Annotated in this window: 22 protein-coding genes; 5 read left to right on the top strand and 17 right to left on the bottom strand. The window is 62.4% G+C overall.

All coding sequences use genetic code 11. The features are described 5' to 3' along the window. Positions 1-59: 59 nt before the first annotated feature. The 5 genes from HP556_RS23480 to HP556_RS23455 all read right to left on the bottom strand — a co-directional run bounded on the left by HP556_RS23480 (position 60) and on the right by HP556_RS23455 (position 6,634). Complete coding sequence (locus HP556_RS23480; RefSeq protein WP_089262451.1) at positions 60-1,313, bottom strand: MFS transporter; 1,254 nt, start codon at positions 1,311-1,313, stop codon at positions 60-62. A 78-nt stretch (positions 1,314-1,391) separates the two neighbouring features. Further along, positions 1,392-1,538, bottom strand: a complete 147-nt coding sequence (locus HP556_RS23475; protein ID WP_175368727.1) for a hypothetical protein — start codon at positions 1,536-1,538, stop codon at positions 1,392-1,394. A 40-nt stretch (positions 1,539-1,578) separates the two neighbouring features. Next, complete coding sequence (locus tag HP556_RS23470; RefSeq protein ID WP_175368726.1) at positions 1,579-3,021, bottom strand: cell wall hydrolase; 1,443 nt, start codon at positions 3,019-3,021, stop codon at positions 1,579-1,581. A 363-nt stretch (positions 3,022-3,384) separates the two neighbouring features. After that, on the bottom strand, positions 3,385-6,357 hold the full coding sequence (ppdK, locus tag HP556_RS23460; protein ID WP_175368724.1) for a pyruvate, phosphate dikinase: 2,973 nt from the start codon (positions 6,355-6,357) through the stop codon (positions 3,385-3,387). Positions 6,358-6,475: 118 nt separating this feature from the next. After that, complete coding sequence (locus HP556_RS23455) at positions 6,476-6,634, bottom strand: DUF3096 domain-containing protein (RefSeq protein ID WP_089262456.1); 159 nt, start codon at positions 6,632-6,634, stop codon at positions 6,476-6,478. A gap of 247 nt (positions 6,635-6,881) precedes the next feature. Here HP556_RS23455 and HP556_RS23450 point away from each other — a divergent pair, with 247 nt between their 5' ends. Then, positions 6,882-7,247, top strand: a complete 366-nt coding sequence (locus tag HP556_RS23450) for a DUF1236 domain-containing protein (RefSeq protein WP_089263628.1) — start codon at positions 6,882-6,884, stop codon at positions 7,245-7,247. A gap of 263 nt (positions 7,248-7,510) precedes the next feature. Here the strand turns inward: HP556_RS23450 and HP556_RS23445 are convergent, their stop codons facing one another. From HP556_RS23445 to HP556_RS23410, 8 genes are all read right to left on the bottom strand, one after another. Continuing rightward, entirely contained in the window at positions 7,511-8,611 is a 1,101-nt protein-coding gene (locus HP556_RS23445; protein ID WP_175368723.1) for a hypothetical protein, read from the bottom strand. Between the two features lie 262 nt (positions 8,612-8,873). After that, complete coding sequence (gene glyS, locus HP556_RS23440) at positions 8,874-10,964, bottom strand: glycine--tRNA ligase subunit beta (protein ID WP_175368722.1); 2,091 nt, start codon at positions 10,962-10,964, stop codon at positions 8,874-8,876. Beyond that, complete coding sequence (locus HP556_RS23435) at positions 10,964-11,896, bottom strand: glycine--tRNA ligase subunit alpha (RefSeq protein WP_175368721.1); 933 nt, start codon at positions 11,894-11,896, stop codon at positions 10,964-10,966. The genes glyS and HP556_RS23435 overlap by 1 nt, the downstream gene beginning before the upstream one ends. A gap of 51 nt (positions 11,897-11,947) precedes the next feature. Further along, entirely contained in the window at positions 11,948-12,115 is a 168-nt protein-coding gene (locus tag HP556_RS23430) for a hypothetical protein (RefSeq protein ID WP_175368720.1), read from the bottom strand. Positions 12,116-12,303: 188 nt separating this feature from the next. Continuing rightward, positions 12,304-12,495: a hypothetical protein gene (locus tag HP556_RS23425; RefSeq protein WP_089262464.1), complete on the bottom strand. Its 192-nt coding sequence runs from the start codon at positions 12,493-12,495 to the stop codon at positions 12,304-12,306. A gap of 108 nt (positions 12,496-12,603) precedes the next feature. Next, entirely contained in the window at positions 12,604-13,488 is an 885-nt protein-coding gene (locus HP556_RS23420) for a S49 family peptidase (protein ID WP_175368719.1), read from the bottom strand. A 234-nt stretch (positions 13,489-13,722) separates the two neighbouring features. After that, positions 13,723-14,499 (bottom strand): tRNA1(Val) (adenine(37)-N6)-methyltransferase, encoded by a 777-nt coding sequence (locus HP556_RS23415; protein WP_175368718.1) that lies wholly within the window; start codon positions 14,497-14,499, stop codon positions 13,723-13,725. 4 nt (positions 14,500-14,503) lie between these two features. Continuing rightward, positions 14,504-14,731, bottom strand: a complete 228-nt coding sequence (locus tag HP556_RS23410; RefSeq protein WP_068733164.1) for a putative signal transducing protein — start codon at positions 14,729-14,731, stop codon at positions 14,504-14,506. Between the two features lie 236 nt (positions 14,732-14,967). Between HP556_RS23410 and HP556_RS23405 the strand changes: the two genes are divergently transcribed. Continuing rightward, complete coding sequence (locus tag HP556_RS23405; protein ID WP_089262468.1) at positions 14,968-15,978, top strand: polyprenyl synthetase family protein; 1,011 nt, start codon at positions 14,968-14,970, stop codon at positions 15,976-15,978. Between the two features lie 9 nt (positions 15,979-15,987). Here the strand turns inward: HP556_RS23405 and HP556_RS23400 are convergent, their stop codons facing one another. After that, on the bottom strand, positions 15,988-16,989 hold the full coding sequence (locus tag HP556_RS23400; protein ID WP_175368717.1) for an NADP-dependent oxidoreductase: 1,002 nt from the start codon (positions 16,987-16,989) through the stop codon (positions 15,988-15,990). 20 nt (positions 16,990-17,009) lie between these two features. Then, positions 17,010-17,885 (bottom strand): alpha/beta fold hydrolase, encoded by an 876-nt coding sequence (locus tag HP556_RS23395; protein WP_175368716.1) that lies wholly within the window; start codon positions 17,883-17,885, stop codon positions 17,010-17,012. A 156-nt stretch (positions 17,886-18,041) separates the two neighbouring features. Between HP556_RS23395 and HP556_RS23390 the strand changes: the two genes are divergently transcribed. Then, positions 18,042-18,473 (top strand): winged helix-turn-helix transcriptional regulator, encoded by a 432-nt coding sequence (locus tag HP556_RS23390; protein ID WP_089262474.1) that lies wholly within the window; start codon positions 18,042-18,044, stop codon positions 18,471-18,473. 43 nt (positions 18,474-18,516) lie between these two features. Here HP556_RS23390 and HP556_RS23385 read toward each other — a convergent pair whose 3' ends face one another. Then, the gene (locus HP556_RS23385) at positions 18,517-19,407 is read right to left on the bottom strand and encodes an AraC family transcriptional regulator (protein WP_175368715.1); all 891 of its coding nucleotides are present in this window, start codon (positions 19,405-19,407) and stop codon (positions 18,517-18,519) included. Between the two features lie 133 nt (positions 19,408-19,540). On the opposite strand from HP556_RS23385, the gene HP556_RS23380 reads away from it, so the two are divergent. Continuing rightward, entirely contained in the window at positions 19,541-20,296 is a 756-nt protein-coding gene (locus HP556_RS23380; RefSeq protein ID WP_175368714.1) for an SDR family oxidoreductase, read from the top strand. A gap of 69 nt (positions 20,297-20,365) precedes the next feature. Here HP556_RS23380 and HP556_RS23375 read toward each other — a convergent pair whose 3' ends face one another. Beyond that, complete coding sequence (locus HP556_RS23375; RefSeq protein ID WP_175368713.1) at positions 20,366-21,211, bottom strand: alpha/beta hydrolase; 846 nt, start codon at positions 21,209-21,211, stop codon at positions 20,366-20,368. A 147-nt stretch (positions 21,212-21,358) separates the two neighbouring features. On the opposite strand from HP556_RS23375, the gene HP556_RS23370 reads away from it, so the two are divergent. After that, entirely contained in the window at positions 21,359-22,783 is a 1,425-nt protein-coding gene (locus tag HP556_RS23370; RefSeq protein WP_175368712.1) for an amidase family protein, read from the top strand. The last annotated feature ends 15 nt before the right edge of the window (positions 22,784-22,798 follow it).

The raw sequence follows: 22,798 nt of genomic DNA, 5'->3' as shown, positions 1-22,798 counted from the left end.
CTGACTGGGACGGCCAAGATCAATTTTTATCGCTGGAGATCAGCGAGTCAACAACAGGCTCATGCCGGCTGTGCAATCGGACGCTTCACCGGCTCTTCCACGATCGGCAGATTGATCAGCGCCGACAACACGCCGAACAGCACCGACAGCCACCAAACCGGCGTGTAGGAGCCGAACTTGTCGAACACGACACCGCCCAGCCAGGCGCCAAGGAAGCCACCGACCTGATGGCTGAAGAAGGCAAAGCCATACAGCGTTGCCAGCCAGCGCGTGCCGAACATCAGCGACACCAAGCTCGATGTCGGTGGCACGGTGGAGAGCCAGGCAAGACCGCTGATGGCGCCAAAGACGAGCGCCGAGGTGGTGGTCAGCGGCAGCATGATGAAGGCCACCGTCGCCAGCGCGCGGGTGAAATAGATGAAGGACAGGATGTAGCGCTTCGGCAGCTTGCCCTGCACATAACCGACCGTCAGCGAGCCGATGATGTTGAACAGGCCGATGATGGCAATCACCCAGCCGCCCACAGCGGCTGGCAAGCCGCGATCGACCAGATAGGCCGGCAGATGCATGGTGATGAAAGCGAGTTGGAAGCCACAGGTGAAGAAGCCCAGTACCAGCAGCACATAGGAGCGATGGCCAAAGGCTTCCGTGAGTGCGCTCTTGAACGACTGCTTCTGCGCCACCGGCGCGTCGGCGGACGCGGCACTCGCGGTCGGAGTCGCCAAGGCAAGCGACAACGGGATCACCAGCAACATCAGCACCGCGAACACGGTGAGCGTCGCCTGCCAGCCGGTGTTGTCGATCATCGCCACGGTGAAGGGCGCAAAGATGAACTGGCCGAACGAGCCTGCGGCGGTGCCGGCGCCGAGCGCGATGCCTCGCCATTCCGGCGGCACCAGTTTGCCGAAGGCGGACAGCACCAGATTGAACGAGCAACCCGACAGGCCAAAACCGATCAGCAGTCCAGCGCTGATATTCAGCTCGAGCGGTGTCGAGGAATAGCGCATCATCAGCAAGCCAGCCGCATAGAGGAAGGCGCCGACGCAGATCACGCGTACGCTGCCGAACTTGTCGGCAACGGCGCCGGCGAAAGGCTGGCCGATGCCCCAGAGCAGGTTTTGCACGGCGAAGGCGAGCGCGAAAACGTCACGGCCCCAGCCGAACTCCTGGCTGAAGGGCTGCATGAAGAAGCCGACGCTGGAGCGCGGCCCGAAGGTGAGCATGCCGATCAGCGATCCGCAGATGATGATCACCAGCGGCGTACGCCAGCCAAAACCAGATGCCGGGCGCGTCGCGCCGTCAATTGCCGCCATGTCGTTTCCCCGGATCAAATTCGGATTGAAAATTCAGCCGGCCCAAGAGCGCAGGCCCGGTCCGGATTAGACGGGAGATTAATGCATTCGCATGGAAATCCCAATGGCGTTGATGGGGATTTCGGAGGATGCATTGCTGGGATGCAGGGCCGCGCAGACGTCATCACAGCCCAGGGTCGGGATAACATTTGCGAAATCCGGAATGGAAAGAGCGATGCCGGGCATGGCATCGCTCTTGGCAGGCTCGGAGGTAAAGTCGTGGCTGCTACGGCTTGATTTCGGAGAGCTTGGCGGAGATTTCCGCCGTCTGCGCCGCCGTGCCCCAGCTTGGTGCTTCGCTGCCGTCGCCCCAGTTACGTGGGCGATAGAAGGAATGCACGCCGGTCTTGTACATCTTCTTCATCTCGCGGACCCAGGACGGGTGCACCCAATAGGCATGGTAATGTGTGGACTTCGCGACTTCCGGCAGCCAGATCCGGCCGTCCAGCGTCGCCTTCGCGATCTTGCGGGCGCGCTCCCACATATCCGGCTCTTTCACGACATCCGGAATGCCGTCGCAGGCGAAGGTGAACTGGCAGGCCAGGCGGCGATGCTTGTTCTGATAGACGACGCCGCAGACGGTTGTCGGATAGAAGCCGGAGAACACGCGGTTCATCACCACCTGCGCCACCGCCATCTGGCCGCGCACCGCCTCGCCGCGGGCCTCGAAATAGATGGCTTCCGTCAGACACTTTTCCTGCTTGCCGCGCGTCTGCTCGGTGAGGCCCATACGTTCGGCCGGCGTCTTCGCACGCTGATTGGCGCCGTTGACCTCGCCTTTGCCGGCAACGCTTTCGCCGCCGTCGGTCGGGTTGATCGCCGCATTCGGCACCACCGCCGTAGCCTTCATGTCCGGATCGAGGCTTGAGCCCGGCATGGCCATGCCTGGCACGGCTGTGCCTGGCATTACGATGGTTGGCTCTTCGCCGGGCTGCCAGCGTTCCATTGTCTCGACCGATGCGCCAAGCGACGAACTTCCGAAAAACAGGCTCGCGGTCTTCACCGAGAAGCCGTCCTTGGCCGGCGCCGGCTCAACGGGGATCACCGCCGCATCGGTCTTGGCGTCCTCGGTGGGCTGCACGGACTGCGATGCGTCGTATTGCGCAAGCGGTGGGGCACGCAGCGCTTCATCGAGTTCTGGATCGAGCGGGGCATGCTGCGCGGATGGCAGTGCATCGACGGTCTTCGCGCCCATCACCGATCTGTTGTCGTCGAATGAATCCTGCTTTGCCGGCTCATCAGGCGCCACGGTCTCCGGCGCGCGGATGGCGAGGCGATCGCCCTTCAGCGAGCGATCCACTTTTGGAAAATCTGCAGCTTCATAGCGGCGGGGCGGCTGCGCCAGCGGATTGCGGGTCAGTGCACCGGTGATGTCAGTCAGCGCTCCGCTGGCGGCGATGCCGGAATTGTCGAGGCTGGCGAGCTGCAAGGTCGGATTGCGCGAGGCCGTGCCCATCGGGCGGCCGAACGAGAATGTCGCAACCTGGATGGAGGAGACGGCGGGCGCGAACACGCGCTTCTGCCAGCGTTCGGTCACGCCCGGCTGGCGAGCCAGCAGCGAGGCGATGTCCTGATAGCCAGATTCTGTCGGGGCCAATGCGAAAACGCAGAGACCGAAGCCGAAGAACGCGCCACGCGCGCCCTTCGGCCGGTTACGCAGTACTAACATCGATACGCTCACGCAACGCTTACACCAGCATCGCCCTGCACGGCACTAATCTGCACATCCGTACATTTCGATCTATTTCGTTAGTACGGAATCAAAGTTGCCGCGGAGTTAATCGGCGATGCAACGACGCCACACGCAAGCTGTACGAGCGCAGCGCAAAATCATTCGAAAGCCTTGGTAAACCGCGGCTCCACAAAAGTAGTAAACATCGCGTTGACAAAGATGATGAAGAGAAATTTGCGCGCGCGTGAAAATGTTTGCGAGTTCCATTCCGACGCACGAACAAACACGGCATGAGGCACGCAATAAAAATGGCCGGGGAACTCCCCGGCCATTTTTCAGATCATGAAATCAGCGAAGCACTTACGCCTGGCTGGAAATTTCCTTGCCGAGCGCAGCCTGTGCGGCAGCGAGACGCGCGATCGGCACGCGATAGGGTGAGCACGACACGTAGTCGAGGCCGATCTCATGGCAGAAGGCTACCGATGCCGGATCACCGCCGTGCTCACCGCAGATACCAACCTTGATATCAGGACGAGTCTTGCGGCCACGCGCGACGCCAATCTTCACGAGTTCGCCGACGCCGCTGCGGTCGACCGTGATGAACGGATCGACGGGCAGAATGCCCTTGGCGATATAAGTACCGAGGAAGCTCGCGGCGTCGTCACGGCTGATGCCGAAGGTCGTCTGCGTGAGATCGTTGGTACCGAACGAGAAGAACTCGGCGGTCTCGGCAATCTCGCCAGCCAGCAGACAGGCACGCGGCAGTTCGATCATGGTACCGACCGAATAGTTCAGCTTGCCGCCGGTCTCCTTCATCACCGACACCGCAGTGGCATCGATGCGCGCCTTGATGAGATCGAACTCCATCTTGGTGACGATCAGCGGCACCATGACTTCGAGGCCGACCTGTTCGCCAGTGCGCTTGCCCGCTTCGATCGCGGCTTCGAACAGCGCACGCGCCTGCATCTCGGCGATTTCCGGATAGGCGATAGCGATGCGTACGCCGCGGAAGCCGAGCATCGGGTTGAACTCGGCGAGATCACGCGCACGGTCCGCAAGCTTGCGCGGATCGGTGCCCATGACACGCGCCACTTCCTCGACTTCACCCTGGGTGTGCGGCAGGAATTCGTGCAGCGGCGGATCGAGCAGACGGATGGTAACCGGCAGGCCCTTCATGATTTCGAACAGTTCGACGAAGTCGGCACGCTGCATCGGCAGCAGCTTGGCAAGCGCGGCGCGGCGGGCCTGCTCGTCTTCGGCGAGGATCATCTCGCGCACGGTGCGAATGCGGGTCTCTTCGAAGAACATGTGCTCGGTGCGGCACAGGCCGATGCCTTCCGCGCCGTACTTGATGGCGGTGCGGGCATCTTCCGGCGTGTCGCCATTGACGCGGACCTTGAGCTTGCGGACCTTGTCGGCCCAGCCCATCAGCGTTGCGAACTCGCCCGACAATTCCGGCTCGATCATCGGCATGCGGCCAGACAGCACATGGCCAACCGAACCGTCGATGGTGATGACGTCGCCAGCCTTGAACACACGACCGCCGATCGACATGGTGCCGCGGCCGTAGTCGACGCGGACGGTGCCGCAGCCGGAGACGCAAGGCTTGCCCATGCCGCGCGCGACCACCGCCGCATGCGAGGTCATGCCGCCGCGGGTGGTAAGAATGCCTTCGGCAGCGTGCATGCCGTGAATGTCTTCCGGCGAGGTTTCGACGCGAACAAGAATAACCTTCTTGCCGTCGGCCTGCAGCTTGGCGGCTTCGTCCGACGAGAACACGATCTCGCCCGATGCGGCGCCCGGCGATGCCGGAAGGCCGGTGGCGATGACGTCGCGATTGGCTGACGGATCGATGGTCGGATGCAGGAGCTGATCCAGCGACGCCGGATCGATGCGCGATACCGCATCCTTCTGCGAGATCACGCCTTCATTGGCGAGTTCGACCGCGATGCGGATCGACGCCTTGGCAGTACGCTTGCCATTGCGGGTCTGCAGCATCCAGAGCCGGCCCTGCTCGACCGTGAACTCCATGTCCTGCATGTCGCGGTAGTGCTTCTCGAGCTGGGTGTAGATGCGCGTCAATTCCTTGAACGCCTCCGGCATCGCCGCTTCCATCGACGCCTTGTCCGAACCGCTCTCGATCCGTGCGTCTTCGGTGATGTCCTGCGGCGTGCGGATGCCCGCCACCACGTCTTCACCCTGCGCGTTGATCAGGAATTCGCCATACAGCTTGCTCTCGCCGGTCGACGGGTTGCGCGTGAACGCAACGCCGGTGGCCGAGGTCTCGCCCATATTGCCGAACACCATGGCCTGCACGCTGACGGCGGTGCCCCACGACTCCGGGATATCGTGCAGGCGGCGATAGGTCACCGCGCGGGTATTCATCCAGGATGAGAACACGGCGCCGACGGCGCCCCAGAGCTGCTCATGCGGATCCTGCGGGAAGTCCTTCCCCGTTTCGCGCGCGACAGCTTCCTTGTACTGGCCGACAAGCTTGACCCAGTCGTCACCATCGAGATCGGTGTCGAGTGTGTAGCCCTTGTTGTCCTTGTAGGTGTCGAGAATGTCCTCGAAGTGATGATGTTCGAAGCCGAGCACCACGTCGGAATACATGGTGATGAAGCGGCGATAGCTGTCATAGGCGAAGCGCTTGTCGCCCGACAGTTCGGCCAGCGCTTCCACCGTGGTGTCGTTGAGACCGAGATTGAGGACCGTGTCCATCATGCCCGGCATCGAGGCGCGGGCGCCGGAGCGCACCGAAACCAGCAGCGGATTTTTCTCGTCGCCAAAGCCCTTGCCGGTGATCTTGCCGACGGCCTCGAGCGCCTTCTCCACCTGCGACTGCAATTCCTTCGGATAGGATTTGCCGTTCGCGTAGAAATAGGTGCAGACCGAGGTCGGAATGGTGAAGCCGGGAGGCACCGGCAGGCCCAGATTGGCCATTTCGGCGAGGTTCGCGCCCTTGCCGCCGAGCAGGTCGCGCAGGCCAGCCTTGCCCTCGGCCTTGCCGCCACCGAAATTGTAAACCCACTTGCCAGCCTTGATGACGTCCGTCACCGGCTTGCCGGCGGCCTTCTTGACGGCCTTGGTCGCCGAAGTCTTGGCTGTAGAAGATTTGGCCACAACCGCCTTCTTCGATGCGGGAGCCTTTGCAACAGGCTTCGGAGCAACCTTTGCTTTCACAGCCGTTTTGGCCTTCGCCGCGGATTTAGCTGCAGGTTTTGCAGCTGACTTCTTAAGCGCCTTGCGGGCCACCGACGCTACTTTGGGCGCAGCCTTGGACAACTTTGACTTCGCAGGGGCTTTCTTGGACTTCGAGGCGGTTTTGGCCATGGTTCTCAATCAATCCGCGAGAGGAAACGACAGGGAAATGTGCCGCGTTACACCACGTTTCAGGGACGTGGCGCAAGCAGCCCGGAGGTACCGCTGTAGGTAACGGCCGTGTCGAAATTTAGCCGATCTTCAACATCCTGAAGACGCCGAGTCCGGCCAGTCCGACGAAGATCAGATAGATCGCCACCACCAGATTGAGAAACCGCGGCATGATCAAAATCAGAACGCCAGCGATAAGCGCGACAATCGGCTGGATGTGAGCTGCCGTGATGACCATGAAGTGTCTCCGTGAGGGAATCGATTCGGGTGCGATGCGCCGCGGGGATTTAGCAGCATAAAGACGCCCTGCCCATCAATGGGTTCCGTCATACCTGCATGCAGTGCATCAAAAACCAGCAATTGCGCGTGGAAAATTCCGGAACGATCGCTGGCGGCATGCATTGGCGGACGGTGAATAAATCAAACCAGGCTGGATGGCACAGACCGGCGCGGCAAGCCGGACATCGTTCATGAAGGAGACGATCATGCGAAACAAACTTATTGCAGCAGCGGCCCTTGTCGGCGCGCTCAGCACTCCGCTGGCCGTGCAGGCTCAGGGCGTCACCGTCGGTGTATCGGGCGGTGATCGCGTCATCGTCGACAACAACGATCCGGATGGCATCACTGTGCAGGAGCGTCCGGCATTCCGTGAATATGTGGTGCGCGAACGCGTGCCGACCTTCACCGTGCCCGATCGCATCGTCGTCGGCACCACGCTGCCTGAAGCCGGCGTGACCTATTACGACGTGCCGCAGACGGTGGCGACAACGCCGTATCGCTACACCGTGGTGAATGGTCAGACAGTGCTGGTGGAGCCGCGCTCACGCCGCATCGTGCAGGTCGTCGACTAACACGTCACGTTGAAAAAAGATTCGTTCGGGCGCCGCGAATGGCGACCGGGCGAAGAAGCCCCGCCCCGGTCATCCCCCACCGGGCGGGGCTTTTTCTTTGCGCATGACGCCACAAGCACCGCCTCATGGTGAGGAGCGCGACTTCGCGCGTCTCGAACCATGAATGGGGAGCGCCGGCGTTTGCAGCCGTCCTTCGAGACGCGGCGAAGATGCCGCTCCTCAGGATGAGGACGGAGTATTTCAGCACCTTCCTGTATCGACGCTTATCCGCTCTTCAGCAGCGACAGAATGTGGTTGGTCGACTTGTAGCTCGCCACTGCATTGTCGCGGAAACTCGGCGTCCAGTTGGAGGCGGTCCGCTCCTCATCGCTCATCGCCGAATAGGTGTTGAGAATGCCGAGGCTGAACTGGCTGGGATCGCCGCTCTTCTGGCTTGCCTGCAACGCCTCGAGAATGCTGGTGCGATTACGTGAATCGAGCACCTGCTTGGCCGCAAAGCTCTCTTCCTTCGAGAACAGACCATCCTGATTGAGCGAGATCGCCGAGAGCGAACGATTGTCGACGGCGGAGAAATCCGCGAGCTGGCCGGTCTTGCGGCGGCTGTCATAAACGAGTTCGCCCTTGCCCGCCTCTTTCGCCGCCTTGGCCTGCGCATCCAGCGCCGCACGCACGCTCTTCGCAACGGTGGCGATGTCCTGCACGGGCGTCGTTGTATCGGGCTGCGCGAGATAGGCTGCGACCGGATCGTTGGCGATGCCTGATGGCGCCTTGGTCGGTGTCTGCTCGGTCGCCTGAATGCCCTTCAGCACGGCCTCGCGCTGCGCGGACCAGGCCGCCGAGGCTTTCTCTTCGCTGCCCGCGGCATCGAGATAGTCCAGCGCCGCCTTGTAGATGCCGCTGAAATCGCCGGTGAGCTTGGCCGTGCCTGCAGCAGGCGCCAGCGCCGCGTTGAAACGATTGCCCAGTTCGGCTTGGGCGACCTTCTGCTCGTCGGCGGTGAAGGTGCCGCCATTGTTGGTGGCCATGGCGTAGAGCGAACGGCGATCCAGCGTCGAGAGATCGATGGTCAGCTTGCCGTCCTTGTCCAGCGGACCCGTCGCCTTTGCGGCCACATATTGGGCCGCCAGCTTCGCCCGCAGATCCGTAATGACGGTCGCGATATCCTTGTCGGAGCCGGAGCTCGCAAGCTTCGCCCGCGCCGCCTCCGATAGCGTCAGATTGGTCGCCGCATCGGACGAGGACGACGAGGCGCTTTCATTACTGTTGAGCGCATTGGCCAGCGATGGCTGCGCAGTGGCGGCGGCCCGCGCATAGGCGGAGCCGTAATTGGCATAGGGATTGAGGCCGGTATTGACCGAAGTCATGGGCGATCCTTGGGCAGTCCTGCCCGCGCTGGGAAGCGACGGTTAAGGAACCGTTACGGAACCGGACCATTTCAAGGGATGGTTAATGTAAGGTAAATGTTTCGGGAGATTGCTGGAAATATCGCGTCAGCCGACGACTGCCGCGCCCTCGGTTCAATCTCCGCCCGGCCTCGTGCCGGTATCCACGCCTAGGCGACAGAGAAAGACATGGATGGCCGGGTCAAGCCCGGCCATGACATGGGGAGAGGCCCGTATGTAAGCCTTAGTCCTGGATCTTCGAGAAATCCGCCACCGCACGCGTCGCCGCGCGGATCTCGTTCAGCAGCTTCAGACGATTTTCGCGGACCGCCGCGTCGTCGTCATTGACCTTCACCTTGTCGAAGAACGCATCCACCGCCGGCCGCAGCTTGGCCATGGCGGTCATCGCGCCGGCAAAGTCTTCCTTGGCGACAGCCACGCTCGCTTCCGGACCGACCTCGGCAATCGCCCTGGCCAATGCCTTTTCTTCATCGAGCTTGAACAACGCAGCATCCGGCGCGCCGTCGAACTTGCGCTTGTCCTTCTTCTCCTCGATGGCGAGAATGTTGTTGGCGCGCTTGGTGCCGGCCAGCAGGTTCTTGCCGTCATCGCTGTCGAGGAATTTGCCGAGCGCTTCGACGCGGCGGACCACCATCAACAGGTCGTCCTGGCCGCCGAGCGCAAACACCGCATCGACGAGATCGTGACGGGCGCCTTGGTCACGGAGCTGGCCTTTGAGGCGGTCTGCGAAGAAGGCGAGGAGATCGGCCGGTTTGCTCTCGTCATAGCCGGTCATCGTCGACGCATGAGACGACGCGACAGACTTCAGCTTGAGGCGCAGATTGTTTTCGATGATCAGACGGATCACACCGAGCGCCGCACGACGCAATGCGAACGGGTCCTTCGATCCCGTCGGCTTTTCGTCGATCGCCCAGAAACCCACCAGCGTATCGAGTTTGTCGGCCAGCGCCACGGCGACACTGACAAGATCACTCGGCACGCGATCGGTCGGTCCCTGCGGCTTGTAGTGATCCTCGGAAGCGGCAGCGACAGCGGCGTCTTCGCCTTGCGCCAGCGCGTAATACTTGCCCATCAGGCCCTGCAACTCTGGAAACTCGCCGACCACTTCGGTGAGCAGATCCGTCTTCGCGAGCTGCGCCGCACGCTTGGTCTTCGTGACATCGGCGCCGACCAGCGGCGCGATCTCGCCAGCCAGCTTTTCGATACGGGCGATACGCGCGGCCTGGGTGCCGAGCTTTTCGTGAAACACGATCTGCTCGAATTTCGGCAGCCGCGATTCGAGCCTGGTCTTGAGATCCGTCTCGTAGAAGAACTTCGCATCCGACAGACGCGCGCGGATGACGCGTTCGTTGCCGGCGATGATCGCGGTGCCGCCATCGCTCGCTTCGATATTGGCTGTTATGACGAACTTGTTGGTCAGCTTCTGCGTCTTGGGATCGCGGACCACAAAGCATTTCTGGTTGGCGCGAATGGTGGCGCGGATCACTTCGTCCGGGATCGACAGGAATTCCTTGTCGAACGAGCCCATCAGCACCACCGGCCATTCGACCAGCCCCGCCACTTCGTCGAGCAGCGCGGGGTCTTCGACCAGTTCATAGCCCTGCGCGAAAGTGAGCTGCCGCGCGTCAGCCAGGATGATTTCCTTGCGGCGCTCGGGATCGAGCACGACTTTCGCGGCCTGCAGTTTCGCCACATAGTCGTCGAAGCGGCGCACCTGGATGGCATCGGGCGCGAGGAAGCGATGGCCGTAGGTGGTCTGGCCGACGCTGACGCCACTGAGGTCGAACTGCACCACTTCCGGTTCTTCGGTCTCGATGCCGAAGGTGGCGACGATGGAATGCAGCGGGCGCACCCAGGTCAGCGCGCTGGATTTCGCGGAAGCTGCGCCCCAGCGCATCTGCTTCGGCCACGGAAAGGTGCGGATGATGATGGGCAGGATCTCGGCCAGCACGTCGACCGTCGGCTTGCCCGGCTTCTCGGTGAGCGCGATGTAGAAATCGCCCTTCGGGTCGCGCTGGATCTTGGCCTCATCCAGCGAAGCGAGACCGGTGGCTTTCAGGAAGCCCTGGATCGCGGCTTCGGCGCCGCCGACGCGCGGTCCCTTGCGCTCCTGCTTGAGGTCGGATTGGCGCGCGGGAATGCCATGCACCGTGAGCGTCAGACGACGCGGCGTGGCGAAGGCCTTGGCGCCTTCATAAACGAGACCTTCGGCAACCAGTCGGTCAGTGACCATGCGGCGCAGGTCTTCCGCCGCCTTGGCCTGCATGCGAGCGGGGATTTCTTCGGAGAACAATTCGAGGAGCAAATCAGGCATCAGGCAGCACTTCCGGCTTCGGTATGCACCCACGCTTCGCCGCAGGCCTTGGCGAGTTCGCGGACGCGCATGATGTAGCTCTGGCGCTCGGTGACCGAGATCACGCCGCGCGCATCGAGCAGATTGAAGACATGGCTGGCCTTGATGCACTGGTCATAGGCCGGCAGCGCCATCAGATGTTCGTCGCGCTTGTCGCTCTTCCAGCCGGCGTCGAGATATTTGCGGCAGGCGGCCTCGGCCATCTTGAACTGCTCGAACAGCATCGCGGTATCGGCATGTTCGAAATTGTGCCGCGAATATTCCTGCTCAGCCTGCAGGAAGACGTCGCCATAGGTCACCTTGTCGGCGCCGTCGCGGCCATTGAAGTTGAGGTCATACACGCGGTCGACGCCCTGCACGTACATTGCGAGACGTTCGAGACCGTAAGTGAGTTCGCCCGCCACCGGCGCGCATTCGACGCCCGCGACCTGCTGGAAGTACGTGAACTGGCTGACTTCCATGCCGTCGCACCAGCATTCCCAGCCGAGACCCCAGGCGCCCAAAGTCGGGCTCTCCCAGTCGTCCTCGACGAAGCGCACGTCATGCAAGGCGGTGTCGATACCGATGGCCTTGAGGGACTGGAGATACAGATCCTGCAGGTTCGCCGGCGACGGCTTCATGATCACCTGGAACTGATAATAATGCTGCAGCCGGTTCGGGTTCTCACCGTAACGGCCATCCTTCGGCCGGCGCGACGGCTGCACATAGGCGGCCTTCCAGGGCTTCGGCCCCAGCGCGCGCAAGGTCGTCGCGGGATGGAAGGTGCCGGCGCCCATTTCCATGTCGTAGGGCTGCAGGATCACGCAGCCCTGCTCGGCCCAAAACCGCTGCAGAGCGAGAATGAAGCCCTGGAACGAACGTTCCGGGCGCATGTGCGGAGGCAGGGAGTCCATGGTGGTTTCTGGGCCGTTTTTCCGGGGATTCGCCAAGGGGATCAAGGCGGATCAAAGCGCGCGGACCGTATCGGCGCGGCCTTGCGGAATCAAGGCAATGCGGCCCGATTTGGCGGTAACCGACGGGTAACCGCGCCGGCACATCGCCTGATCAGCAGGGTTAGTCGTTAAGTCCGGCGCACTATCCTGAATCGCATCGGTGGGAACGAACCCGGTCATCGGGACTTACCCCAGCGAAAGGCTCGAACGATCCAAGTCGCGCGGGCCGAAGACCTCCAAGTCTTAAGTTGTCCAAATCTCCAGGGCCGAGGGACCTCCAAGCCTGAAAGCCCAACTTTGTCGCCGGTCTCGAGGACGTGCCCCGTCCTCAGGCCGGCGCAAATGTTTTGGGGCCCAATTTACGGCGGCTAGCCCGGCCGATAGGCGCCCGTGACGGGATCGCGGCGCAGGGTTGGGACTTCCGTGGTCCCGCTGCGTTCGGCGACCCGCGCCTGGCGGGCTTCTTCCAGTTCATGATTGATCCGCTTGGCGGTTCGATAGGCCCAGCGGACAACGGCTGCGCTCCCAAGCGCGCCTGCAAGTGCGACCAGCGGCGGCATGTGTCGATTCCTGTCGTTCATCTCAAGCCCCCTGCCGATAGTCTCGCGCAAGTGCCGGTTTCCCGCAATTGGCTTTTGCGACACCAAATGCCGCGCAATACCGTCCTGCTAAAAGCCGTATTTGGACCACAGCGCGCGAGTCTCCAGCGCCGAGATCAGTTGATCCGGCAGTCCCGACAGGCCGTCCATCGAAAGCTGCGAGCCCGCTCCCGATTTGCGGCCGAGCAGACCCGACAACATGCCGGATGGCTGCGCGATCACCGGCATCTGCACCTTGTCGCCATAGCGGGCACGCAGCACCGAGCGCAGATCGCCAATGGCATCGCTGAGGCCGAGCGCGATGGATTTTTCACCGGCCCAGTATTCTCCGGAGAACAGCACATCCTCGGCGCCCTTCAGCCGGGCACCGCGGCTGTCCTTCACGAGATTGATGAAGATCGCGTGGATTTCGCGCTGAAGCGATTTCAGCCGCGCCACATCATTGGGATCTTCCGGCAGGAACGGATCGAGCATCGCCTTGTGCTCACCCGCGGTATAGAGGCGGCGCTCGACGCCGATCTTCTTGATCAGCTCCTGAAAACCGAAGGTGCCACCGACCACGCCGATCGAGCCGACGATCGACGACGGATCGACAAAAATTTCATCGCCCGCACAGGCGATCATGTAACCGCCGGATGCCGCGACGTCCTCGACGAACACGAACACCGGTAGTTTCTTCTCCGCCGCGAGCTGGCGGATGCGCAGATAGATCTGCCGCGACTGCACTGGCGAGCCGCCCGGCGAATTGATCACCAGCGCGACAGCCTTGGCATTCTTCGTCGCAAATGCCTTGTCCAGCAGCCTTGCCACGCCCGCGAGCGACAATCCTGGACGCAGCGGCGTGACGGCGCCGATTGTGCCGGACAGACGCACCACCGGCACGACTGCAGTTGCGCGACGGAAACGCGCAGGCAGCAGCCTTGTGATCGTCGCTTTTAAATTGGATTCGCTCATTCAAATTTCCTCGACATTAACCAACTTTTATCACGCTGCTGTCATTGAACCGAGAGACGCTTTCAGCGTTTGAAAACCATAACAGGCCTTTACGCCGCAGCGGGAGAAGACATGAAAATCTATCTGCTCATGCTGATCATCGGTACGCTGCTCACGGCGATCCACTTCACGTCGACGCCGCAGAAACGTTCCGAAACAGCTCCTCAATAAACACCAGGCCGACTGCGGCATCGCCTAGAGCGATGCCCGAAGCGACGACCATGGCAGAACCGCCTGCCCGGCCAGCACGCGCTGGATATGGAGATCAGGCGCGCCATCCGCATCCCGCAGCGATATGCCGGGCTCAATTGCCGCAGGCGCGCGGCCACCCTTCACAGCACGCACCAACACCCTGATCGCAGGCGCTGTCGTGTCACCATGTACCGGCATGATCGCGACGCTGCCGAAGCCGCGGTCCAGCGCAGTCAACACATCGGCCAATCCGTCCGCCCGCCAGATCAGCGTTAGCACGCCGCCGGATTTGAGCAGCCGCCGCGCCGCGTGAATCCATGTCTGCAACGTGTCTTCAGTCGCGACATGGGCGATCTCGCGCGATTTGTTCGGCGAGGCGCGATGGCGCGCGGGATCGTTGAAGGGCGGATTCATCAGTACCGCGTCGGCGCTGTCTTGCGGCAGACCTGCGGCAGCGAAAACATCGGCGCTCGCAGCGATATCGAGCGTCACGACATCCACTGCGATACCGTTCGCCGTCGCGTTTTCCCTCGCCAGTTCAGCGAGTTGCGGGTCGATCTCGACCAGCGTCGGGGACAGGCCGGGGACACGCCGCGCCAGCGCCAGACCGGCCGTCCCCACGCCTGATCCAAAATCGACGACCTTGTGTCCGGCTTGCGCCGAGGTTGCAGCAGCCAGCAGGATCGCGTCATGGCCGGCGCGATGACCGGATTTCGGCTGCCGCAGCCGCAATTGGCCACCCAGGAAGCCGTCCTCCGTGGTCACGATCGCGTCAGCCATCACATCAATCCTGCGGCCGCAACTCGTGGGCCAGTCCGGCATCCGTCAGCACGCGGCGCGCCTGCAGGTCATCGTCTTCATGCACCAGGATCCGGCGCGGAATGATGCCCAGCGATCCCTCGATCACGCTCATATTCTGGTCCAGCACCAGATGGTGGATATTCGCGCCGTCGAGCAGCGCGCCCACCGCCGAGACCAGCACCACATCGTTCGTCCGCATGATTTCGCGCAATTGGAGGTCGCTCCCTGCCAGTAACCGGGTGTGTATCTATGGGGAAGTCAAGGTTCCGATGCCCTTGCCGCGCCGCTGCGCAGTTTCTATTGTGCGGCCCGATATCGGTCGACGGCAATTCAGCAGATGGGGACACCTGTTTTCAACGTGAATTCGCCCTATTTGAATATAAGCGCTGCCAGTGCCTGCCTTCTTCATGGCCCGACGAAGCGCCCTTGTAATTCGGAGAGCCCAGCGTGGCGGTGATTGTTCCCTTCGAGAGTCACGCGACAGCGTCGATCGACCAGTTGGTCAGCCTTGTCGCCCCTGACATGGAGCGCGTCAATGCGACCATCCTGTCGCGGACCGGCTCGGAAGTCACCATGATCCCCGAGGTCGCCAACCACCTGATCTCGTCGGGCGGCAAGCGGCTGCGCCCGATGCTGACGCTCGCGATGGCCAACCTCACCGGCTACACCGGCGACGGCCATATCAAGCTCGCGGCGTCCGTCGAATTCATGCACACCGCGACGCTGCTGCATGACGACGTGGTCGACCAGAGCGAACTGCGCCGTGGCAAGCTGTCCGCGCGCATGCTGTGGGGCAACGAGGCCAGCGTTCTCGTCGGCGACTTCCTGCTCGGCCAGGCCTTCCGCATGATGGTCGAAGTCGGCTCACTGCGCGCGCTCGATATTCTATCCTCGGCTGCCGCCACCATTGCGGAGGGCGAAGTGATGCAGCTCGCCGCCGCCAAGAACACCGCCACCACCGAAGACGAATATCTCGCGGTCATCCGCGGCAAGACGGCCGAACTGTTTGCCGCCGCCTGCGAAGTTGGCCCGGTGATCGCGAACCGCCCGAAGGCCGAGCAGACCGCGTGCCGTTCGGTCGGCATGAATCTCGGCATCGCCTTCCAGCTGATCGACGACGTGCTCGACTACGGCGGCAAGGCCGCCAAGCTCGGCAAGAATGTTGGCGACGATTTCCGCGAGGGCAAGATCACCCTGCCCGTGGTGCTCGCCTTCCGCCGCGGCAACGACGCCGAGCGCGAATTCTGGATCAAGGCGCTGGAGCGCGGCGAGATCGGCGAAGGCGACCTCGATCACGCGATCGGCCTGATGACCAAGCACCGCGCACTGGAAGACACGATCAACCGCGCCCAGCATTACGGCGCCATGGCGGTCGATGCACTGGCGCTGTTTCCGTCGTCGCCGATGAAGACTGCACTGGAGCAGGTCGTGGCGTTCTGTCTGGCACGGACGCACTAAGGCCAGACCTCACTGCACCGCGATGACCACCTTGCCCTTCGCGCGGCCGGTCTCGACATAGGCCAGCGCATCCCCGGTGTTCTCGAACGGGAACACCTTATCGACGACCGGCCGGATCACGCCGGCTTCGATCAGGGACGTAATCTCGCTCAACTGCTGCCCCTGCGCGCGCATGAACAGGAATGAATAGCGTAGGCCGAGGCGCTCGGCTTTTTTCCTCACGCCACGGCTCAGCAGACGCATGATCAGTTTCAGGAACAGGTTCAGACCGGCTTCCTTGGCGAAAGCCGGATCGGGCGGACCGGAAATGGAAATGAGCTGGTCGCCCGGCTTGAGCACACCCAGAGATTTATCGAGCGTCTTTGGATCCTGACTATTCAGCACAAGATCGTAGCCCGACAGGACCTTCTCGAAGTCCTGCGTCTTGTAGTCGATGACCACATCCGCCCCGAGACTTTTGACCAGTTCGGCATTCTTTACACTGGTTGTCGTCGCAACTGTAGCGCCGAGATGCTTGGCGAGCTGGATTGCAAAAGTCCCGACACCACCGGAGCCGGCCTGAATGAAGACCTTCTGGCCGGGCTTCACCTTGCCCACTTCGACCAGCGCCTGCCACGCCGTCAGCCCCACCAGCGGGATGGATGCCGCTTCCGTCATGCTGAGATTTTTCGGCTTCAGCGCCACGTCAGCTTCATTGATGGCGATGAGTTCGGCGAACGTACCGACCCGATGATCGCGCGGCCGCGCATAGACTTCGTCGCCCACCTTGAACCGGCTGGCCCTGGATCCTGTCCTGACAACCGTTCCGGCGACGTCGTGACCCAGGATAAAAGGCGGACGATAGGGAAGAATAAGCTTGAACTCTCCATCCCGGAGCTTGGAATCCAGCAGGTTCACAGCTGTGGCGTGAACCCGGACCAGAACATCAGTGTCCTGCACTTCCGGTTCGGGCACGTTGGCCAGGCGCAGAGCGCCCTTCTTTTTGTACTTATCAACGACGAATGCCTTCATGGGCTTTCTCCAATCTCAAGTTAGCAGCGGCGCCAATCGCTCAGGAAGGAAAGAGCCTTCGGCACGAAATCAGCGTGGTACTGGAATATCCCGCCATGCCCGGCGTCTTCGTAGATCACCAGTTGCGCTCCGGGGATGCGTTCGGCCAAGTCGGTGCTGTTCACAGTCGGGACCATGATATCGTTGTCGCCATTCGCGATCAGGACGGGGATCTTGATACGGCCGAGATCCTGAGGCGCCTGTCGGCCCCAGGCTTTGATTGCCTTGAGTTGCCGCAGGAAGGCGCCAGGAGTCGGGCCCTTGTCCCTGTCCGCCTTGCGTTCCTTCAACCGCTTCAGAAAGGCCTTCGCGGCCTGGCGACCATTGGCCGTAGATGTGAAAAACAGATACAATTTCGGGTCGCGTAGCGTCAGCAGACCCTTGATCATGAGCGGCCAGGACACCGCTCCGACCTTATCGATACCTTTGCCGCCCGCAGGACCGGTGCCAGTCAGGATGAGCTTTCGCACAAGACCGGGAGCCTTGAGCGCAACATCCTGCGCCACAAATCCGCCGAGGGAAAAGCCGAGCAGATCGACCTTCTCGAAACCCAGCGCCCGGATCAGGGCAATCGCGTCGCGCGCCATTTCGTCGATAGTCACAGGTGCTGTTCCGCCCGACGCGCCGATGCCGCGATAGTTGGTCGCGATCACGCGGTGTTTGCAGGCGAGGCCGTCAACGATCCGCGGGTCGAAATTGTCCAGCACCGCTCCCCAATGATTGAGGAGAACGAGCGGCACGCCGCCCCGGGGGCCTAGATCTCGATAGGCAAAGGCAGTTCCTCCGACGTTGATGGAGAGATTGGGCGCCTCAACGTAGCGCACGCCAGATCCAACGTTGCCAGGAGCACTCGTCATTGTTTGCTCCATTGCCGCAGCACCTGTGCTGTCACCAACCCGACACGGCTGCGCTCTCCTGTACTCATCGCTTCTGCCTTCATTTTATCGTGGAACATCCTTGGAGGCGGTGTTACTATCGAATTAATAGTAAGTCACTACTAAAAAGATACCGACATGAAGAATCTTTCGGACCAGCCATGCCTGATTGCCCGAAGCCTTGCGGTAGTGGGGGACGCATGGAGCATGCTGATCATGCGCGACGCCCATGCGGGGCTGACCCGCTTCGATGATTTCCGCAAAGGCCTCGGTATCGCGCCAACGATGCTAACGGGGCGTCTTTCAGCCCTGACCGACGAAGGGCTGCTGGAGAAACGTCGCTATTCCGAGCGTCCGCCACGGGACGAATATGTGCTGACGGAAGCCGGCCGCGACTTTCTGCCGGTGCTATTTGCGATCGGCGCGTGGGGACGCAAGCATCGCGGCGGGGGCGACGTCACCCGGTTCTTCGACGCAGAGGCCGGAACGGAGATCGATCCCGTTACCATCGACCGCGAGACCGGCGCTCCGGTCGGAACACGTCCCATTCGCGTCGCCGCAATCGAATGAGCCGCGCGGCATTCCGGCGCCATGGCCGGCAATGCGCTGGCGATCACGCCACGGAGCGTGCCTTGTCACGCGCAGCCTCGATGTCGCGTACCGGCGGCGCGCCGAACATGCGGCCATATTCGCGGGTGAATTGCGGCACGCTCTCATAACCGACGGCGAAGGCCGCGCTGCTCGCGGCCGCGCCTTCCCACAACATCAGCCGCCGCGCCTCGATCAGGCACAACTGCTTCTGGAACTGCAGCGGCGTGAGTGAGGTCACCGTGCGAAAATGCTGGTGGAATGACGACGGGCTCATGCCCGCAACATCTGCAAGACGCTCAACCAGCACCGGCCGCGCGAACTCGGCGCGCAACACCGCGACCGCGCGCGCGACACGTTGTGCGTGACTATCCGGCCAGCCAAGCCGTCGGATCGCCGGCCCGTGGCGACCAGCCAGCAGCCAGTAATGCATCTCCCGCACCAGCTGCGCGCGCAGCACCGGCAATGACGCCGGACGATCGAGCAAGCGCATCAGCCGCAACGCCGCGTCCGCAACTTCGGCATCGGTGGGCTCGACCCGGACACGCGCGAGATCGGCGCTTGGCTCCGCTTTCATCTCGACAACCAGTTCGGCGATCACGGCCAGATCAAGTTCGAACACCAGCGAGAGATAGGGCGCGGCAATGCTCGCCCGTGTGATTTGACTGACGATCGGAACATCGGCCGTGATGATCAGCGAATCCCCGGCGGCGAAGACAAAACTCTCCGTGCCCATGGTGACATGCTTGGTGCCCTGCACGACGAGGCAGATCAGCGGCTGGAAGATCGCGTGGATAATGTCGCTGGGTGTGGTTGCGCGCACGGCAGCAAGGCCGAGGATCGGCGTGGTCGCGATGCCGGCACTATCAGCATGGGTCTCTGTGTAACGGCGAACGGCATTGAGAAGCGTGGTCATGACGCCCAGCCTACATCATCGTAAATGCGCCAGCACATGATTTTGGAGGATTAGGCAAGGAACGTCGAGCTTCGGGCAACCAAGCCCGGTTCGCCGGGGCGATATCGGGATGGTCACACCACAGGAGCTGACCATGACCAAGATTACCCTCGTTACCGGCGCCAGCCGCGGTCTCGGCCGCAATACCGCTCTCAACATTGCCCGTCACGGCGGCGATGTCGTCCTCACCTATCAAAGCCGCAGCGAAGACGCACAGGCTGTCGTCTCCGAAATCCAGCGCATGGGCCGCAAGGCGGTGGCGCTGCAACTCGACACCGGCAAGATTGCCGGCTTCGCCGACTTTGCTGGTCGTCTGCGAACAGCACTGCGCGAAACCTGGTCGCGCGAGACGTTCGACCATCTCGTGAACAATGCCGGACACGGGGATTATGCACTGATCGCCGATACCACCGAGGCGCAGTTCGATGGGCTGGTGAATGTGCATTTCAAAGGCGTGTTCTTCCTGACGCAGACACTGCTGCCACTGATCGCGGACGGCGGCCGCATCGTGAACCTGTCGTCCGGGCTGACCCGCATGTGCCTCCCCGGCTATGCTGCTTATGCCGCGATGAAGGGCGCCGTCGAGGTGATGACCATGTATATGGCGAAGGAACTGGGCAGCCGCCGGATCACCGTGAACACGGTCGCGCCCGGCGCAATCGAAACCGATTTCGGCGGCGGTGCCGTGCGTGACAATCCAGACATCAACAAGACGATCGCCGGCATGACCGCCCTTGGCCGCGTCGGCCTGCCCGACGATATCGGGCCGATGATCGCGAGCCTGCTGTCGGAGGATAATCGCTGGGTGAACACACAGCGGATCGAGGTATCGGGCGGACAGGGGCTGTAGACAACACAATCCCGGCGCTGACGAGCGGCGCCGGGAGACGTCTCGCATATTCAAGTTGCTGGTCTGATTTTAAATCCGCGCGACCAATTCCTTGATCAGCGTCGTGATCCGCCCCGTCGGCGATTCCAGTTCTTTCATGATCGAGAAGTGATCCGCGCCCGGGATCTCCTCATAGCTCACCGGCAGACCGTGCTTTGCCCGATGCACGGCGAGGTCCGCGGTCTGCTGGCGCAGGATCGGCAACTCGCCGCCGCCGACCACCAGCGCCAGCGGCTTGTTCGGGCCGCCATCCTGCAGCAGCGGCGACTGTCGCTTCGACATCGCCTCGTCGAGCTTGAGTTTCTCGTTCAGATAGGACGCGCGGATCGGTTCGAGATCGTAGATGCCGGAAATGGCGACGCCGCCCTTCACCTTCGGATGCGACAGCGTGGTCGAGGTGAGATGACCGCCGGCCGACCAGCCGGACACCACGATGCGGTTCGGATCGCCGCCGAGCGAAGGCAGCTTCTCCACCAGCGCATCGACGCCGGCATGCATCTCGGCCACGATCTCGTCCAGCGTCGCGTCTGGCGCCAGCGTATAGCCGATCGCAGCGACGTTGATGCCGTGGGCGATGGGACCTGCAGCGAAGCAGGTGAAGAAGTCCTTCGAGCGCATCTGCCAGTAACCGCCGTGAATCAACAGCAGTGTCGGCCCGCCATCGGCCGCCTTGATGAAATCGAACCTATTGCGCTCGCGCGGGCCATAGGCGACGTCGAGATGTGCGGGATACTTCGCCTTCATCGCGTCGGAGCGCTGGCCCCATCCGGCGGCGATGTCGGCGCTGCCTGCAACGGCGGTCGAGTTGTTCAGGCCGGCATCGAGCTGCTCGCGCGTCATCGCGCGCCAGTTGGAATCGCCGAAAGGCTTACTCATGGTTGCATCCCTGCATTGTGTGAGGCGACTTGGGTTAAGGAGATTTGGCCTGCGAGTCCCATTTATCCAGAAAATGGTCTACACGGCTACGTCGGGATCGACATCCCAAGCATACGAATTGCTCTGCATCCGAAATTGGAGACGTGCGTGGCCTCTCAGCAAGATCTCATCAAAGCAACGGCCTGCGCCGTGGTCGATCAACTCAATGCCGGGACGGTGACGCCGCTCGACCTGCTGGACGCGCTGGAAGCGCGCATCAAGGAAGTCGACGGCCAGGTCAACGCGCTGCCGATCCTGTGTTTCGATCGCGCCCGCGATCACGCAAAGGAATTGATGAAGAAGCCGCTCGGCGAACGCGGCATCCTTGCCGGCCTGCCGGTGCCGATCAAGGATCTCACCGCCGTCGCCGGCGTGCGCACCACACAGGGCTCGCCGATCTACAAGGACGTCGTGCCGACCAAGTCCAACGTGCTGGTCGAACGCCTCGAAGAAAACGGCGGCGTGATCTATGCGAAGTCCAACACGCCTGAATTCGGCGCGGGCGCCAATACGTTCAACGAAGTGTTCGGTGCGACGCTGAATCCGTGGGACCTGTCGAAGTCGGCCGCCGGCTCGTCCGGCGGCGCCGCGGCAGCCCTTGCCAGCGGCACGGCGTGGATTGCCCATGGCTCCGACATGGGCGGCTCGCTGCGTAATCCCGCCAGCTTCTGCGGCATCGTCGGCCTGCGTCCGAGCGTCGGCCGCGTTGCGTCCACGCCCGCCGTGGCGCTCGCCCGGATGGTGAGCGTGCAGGGCCCGATGGCCCGCACCGTGGAAGACCTCGCGCTGATGCTCGATGCCATGAGCGGCGAACATCCTGCCGATCTGATCTCGCTGCCGAAACTGCCGACCTCGTTCCGCTCGGCCGTGCGCGCCGGTACCAAACCGAAGCGCATCGCCTATTCGCCGGATCTCGGTATCACCCCCGTCGATCCCGAAGTGGTCGCCATCACCCGCAAGGCAGCGATGGCATTCGCCGACGCCGGCGTGATCGTCGAGGAAGCGCATCCCGACCTGCGCGAAGCCCACGAATGCTTCCACGTGCTGCGCGCCTATGACTTCGCGATCTCGAAGCTCCAGCTGCTCCGCGACAAGCGCGATCAGCTGAAGCCGGAAGTGATCTGGAACATCGAGCAGGGCCTAAAGCTCACGGTCGATGACCTGGCGAAGGCGGAAGCGCAGCGTGTCACGCTGGCGGCGCGTGCCTACGAGTTCTTCCAGAGCTACGACCTGCTGCTGTGCCCGGCGACCATCACGCCGCCATTCCCCATCGAACAGCGCTATCTCGCCGAATGCAACGGCACCAAATTCGACAACTACGTGCAGTGGCTCGGCATCGTCTATGCGATCACGCTGACCTGCTGCCCGGCGCTGTCGATGCCTTGCGGCTTCACCTCAAAGGGTCTGCCGGTCGGATTGCAGGTCGTCGGCCCGCCGCGCGGCGAAGCTTCGCTGCTCGCCGGCGCACGCGTGCTGGAAGACATTCTGGGCCTGCGCGACTCTACGCCGATCGATCCGCGCCCGGCGAAGTAACGGAACTCCGCCCTC

Origin of the sequence: Tardiphaga robiniae (assembly GCF_013359755.1) — a bacterium.
Lineage (GTDB): Bacteria > Pseudomonadota > Alphaproteobacteria > Rhizobiales > Xanthobacteraceae > Tardiphaga > Tardiphaga robiniae.
This window is presented reverse-complemented; position numbering and strand designations above follow the sequence as displayed.

Bases quoted from the DNA above. Each gene is read 5' to 3' on its own strand.
- HP556_RS23475 (WP_175368727.1), bottom strand. From the start codon at position 1,538: ATGCCCGGCATCGCTCTTTCCATTCCGGATTTCGCAAATGTTATCCCG.
- HP556_RS23445 (WP_175368723.1), bottom strand. From the start codon at position 8,611: ATGACTTCGGTCAATACCGGCCTCAATCCCTATGCCAATTACGGCTCC.
- HP556_RS23470 (WP_175368726.1), bottom strand. From the start codon at position 3,021: ATGTTAGTACTGCGTAACCGGCCGAAGGGCGCGCGTGGCGCGTTCTTC.
- HP556_RS23395 (WP_175368716.1), bottom strand. From the start codon at position 17,885: ATGACGAGTGCTCCTGGCAACGTTGGATCTGGCGTGCGCTACGTTGAG.
- ppdK (WP_175368724.1), bottom strand. From the start codon at position 6,357: ATGGCCAAAACCGCCTCGAAGTCCAAGAAAGCCCCTGCGAAGTCAAAG.
- HP556_RS23430 (WP_175368720.1), bottom strand. From the start codon at position 12,115: ATGACCGGGTTCGTTCCCACCGATGCGATTCAGGATAGTGCGCCGGAC.
- HP556_RS23400 (WP_175368717.1), bottom strand. From the start codon at position 16,989: ATGAAGGCATTCGTCGTTGATAAGTACAAAAAGAAGGGCGCTCTGCGC.
- HP556_RS23450 (WP_089263628.1), top strand. From the start codon at position 6,882: ATGCGAAACAAACTTATTGCAGCAGCGGCCCTTGTCGGCGCGCTCAGC.
- HP556_RS23415 (WP_175368718.1), bottom strand. From the start codon at position 14,499: ATGGCTGACGCGATCGTGACCACGGAGGACGGCTTCCTGGGTGGCCAA.
- HP556_RS23425 (WP_089262464.1), bottom strand. From the start codon at position 12,495: ATGCCGCCGCTGGTCGCACTTGCAGGCGCGCTTGGGAGCGCAGCCGTT.
- HP556_RS23380 (WP_175368714.1), top strand. From the start codon at position 19,541: ATGACCAAGATTACCCTCGTTACCGGCGCCAGCCGCGGTCTCGGCCGC.
- HP556_RS23385 (WP_175368715.1), bottom strand. From the start codon at position 19,407: ATGACCACGCTTCTCAATGCCGTTCGCCGTTACACAGAGACCCATGCT.
- HP556_RS23420 (WP_175368719.1), bottom strand. From the start codon at position 13,488: ATGAGCGAATCCAATTTAAAAGCGACGATCACAAGGCTGCTGCCTGCG.
- glyS (WP_175368722.1), bottom strand. From the start codon at position 10,964: ATGCCTGATTTGCTCCTCGAATTGTTCTCCGAAGAAATCCCCGCTCGC.
- HP556_RS23435 (WP_175368721.1), bottom strand. From the start codon at position 11,896: ATGGACTCCCTGCCTCCGCACATGCGCCCGGAACGTTCGTTCCAGGGC.
- HP556_RS23455 (WP_089262456.1), bottom strand. From the start codon at position 6,634: ATGGTCATCACGGCAGCTCACATCCAGCCGATTGTCGCGCTTATCGCT.
- HP556_RS23375 (WP_175368713.1), bottom strand. From the start codon at position 21,211: ATGAGTAAGCCTTTCGGCGATTCCAACTGGCGCGCGATGACGCGCGAG.
- HP556_RS23480 (WP_089262451.1), bottom strand. From the start codon at position 1,313: ATGGCGGCAATTGACGGCGCGACGCGCCCGGCATCTGGTTTTGGCTGG.
- HP556_RS23390 (WP_089262474.1), top strand. From the start codon at position 18,042: ATGAAGAATCTTTCGGACCAGCCATGCCTGATTGCCCGAAGCCTTGCG.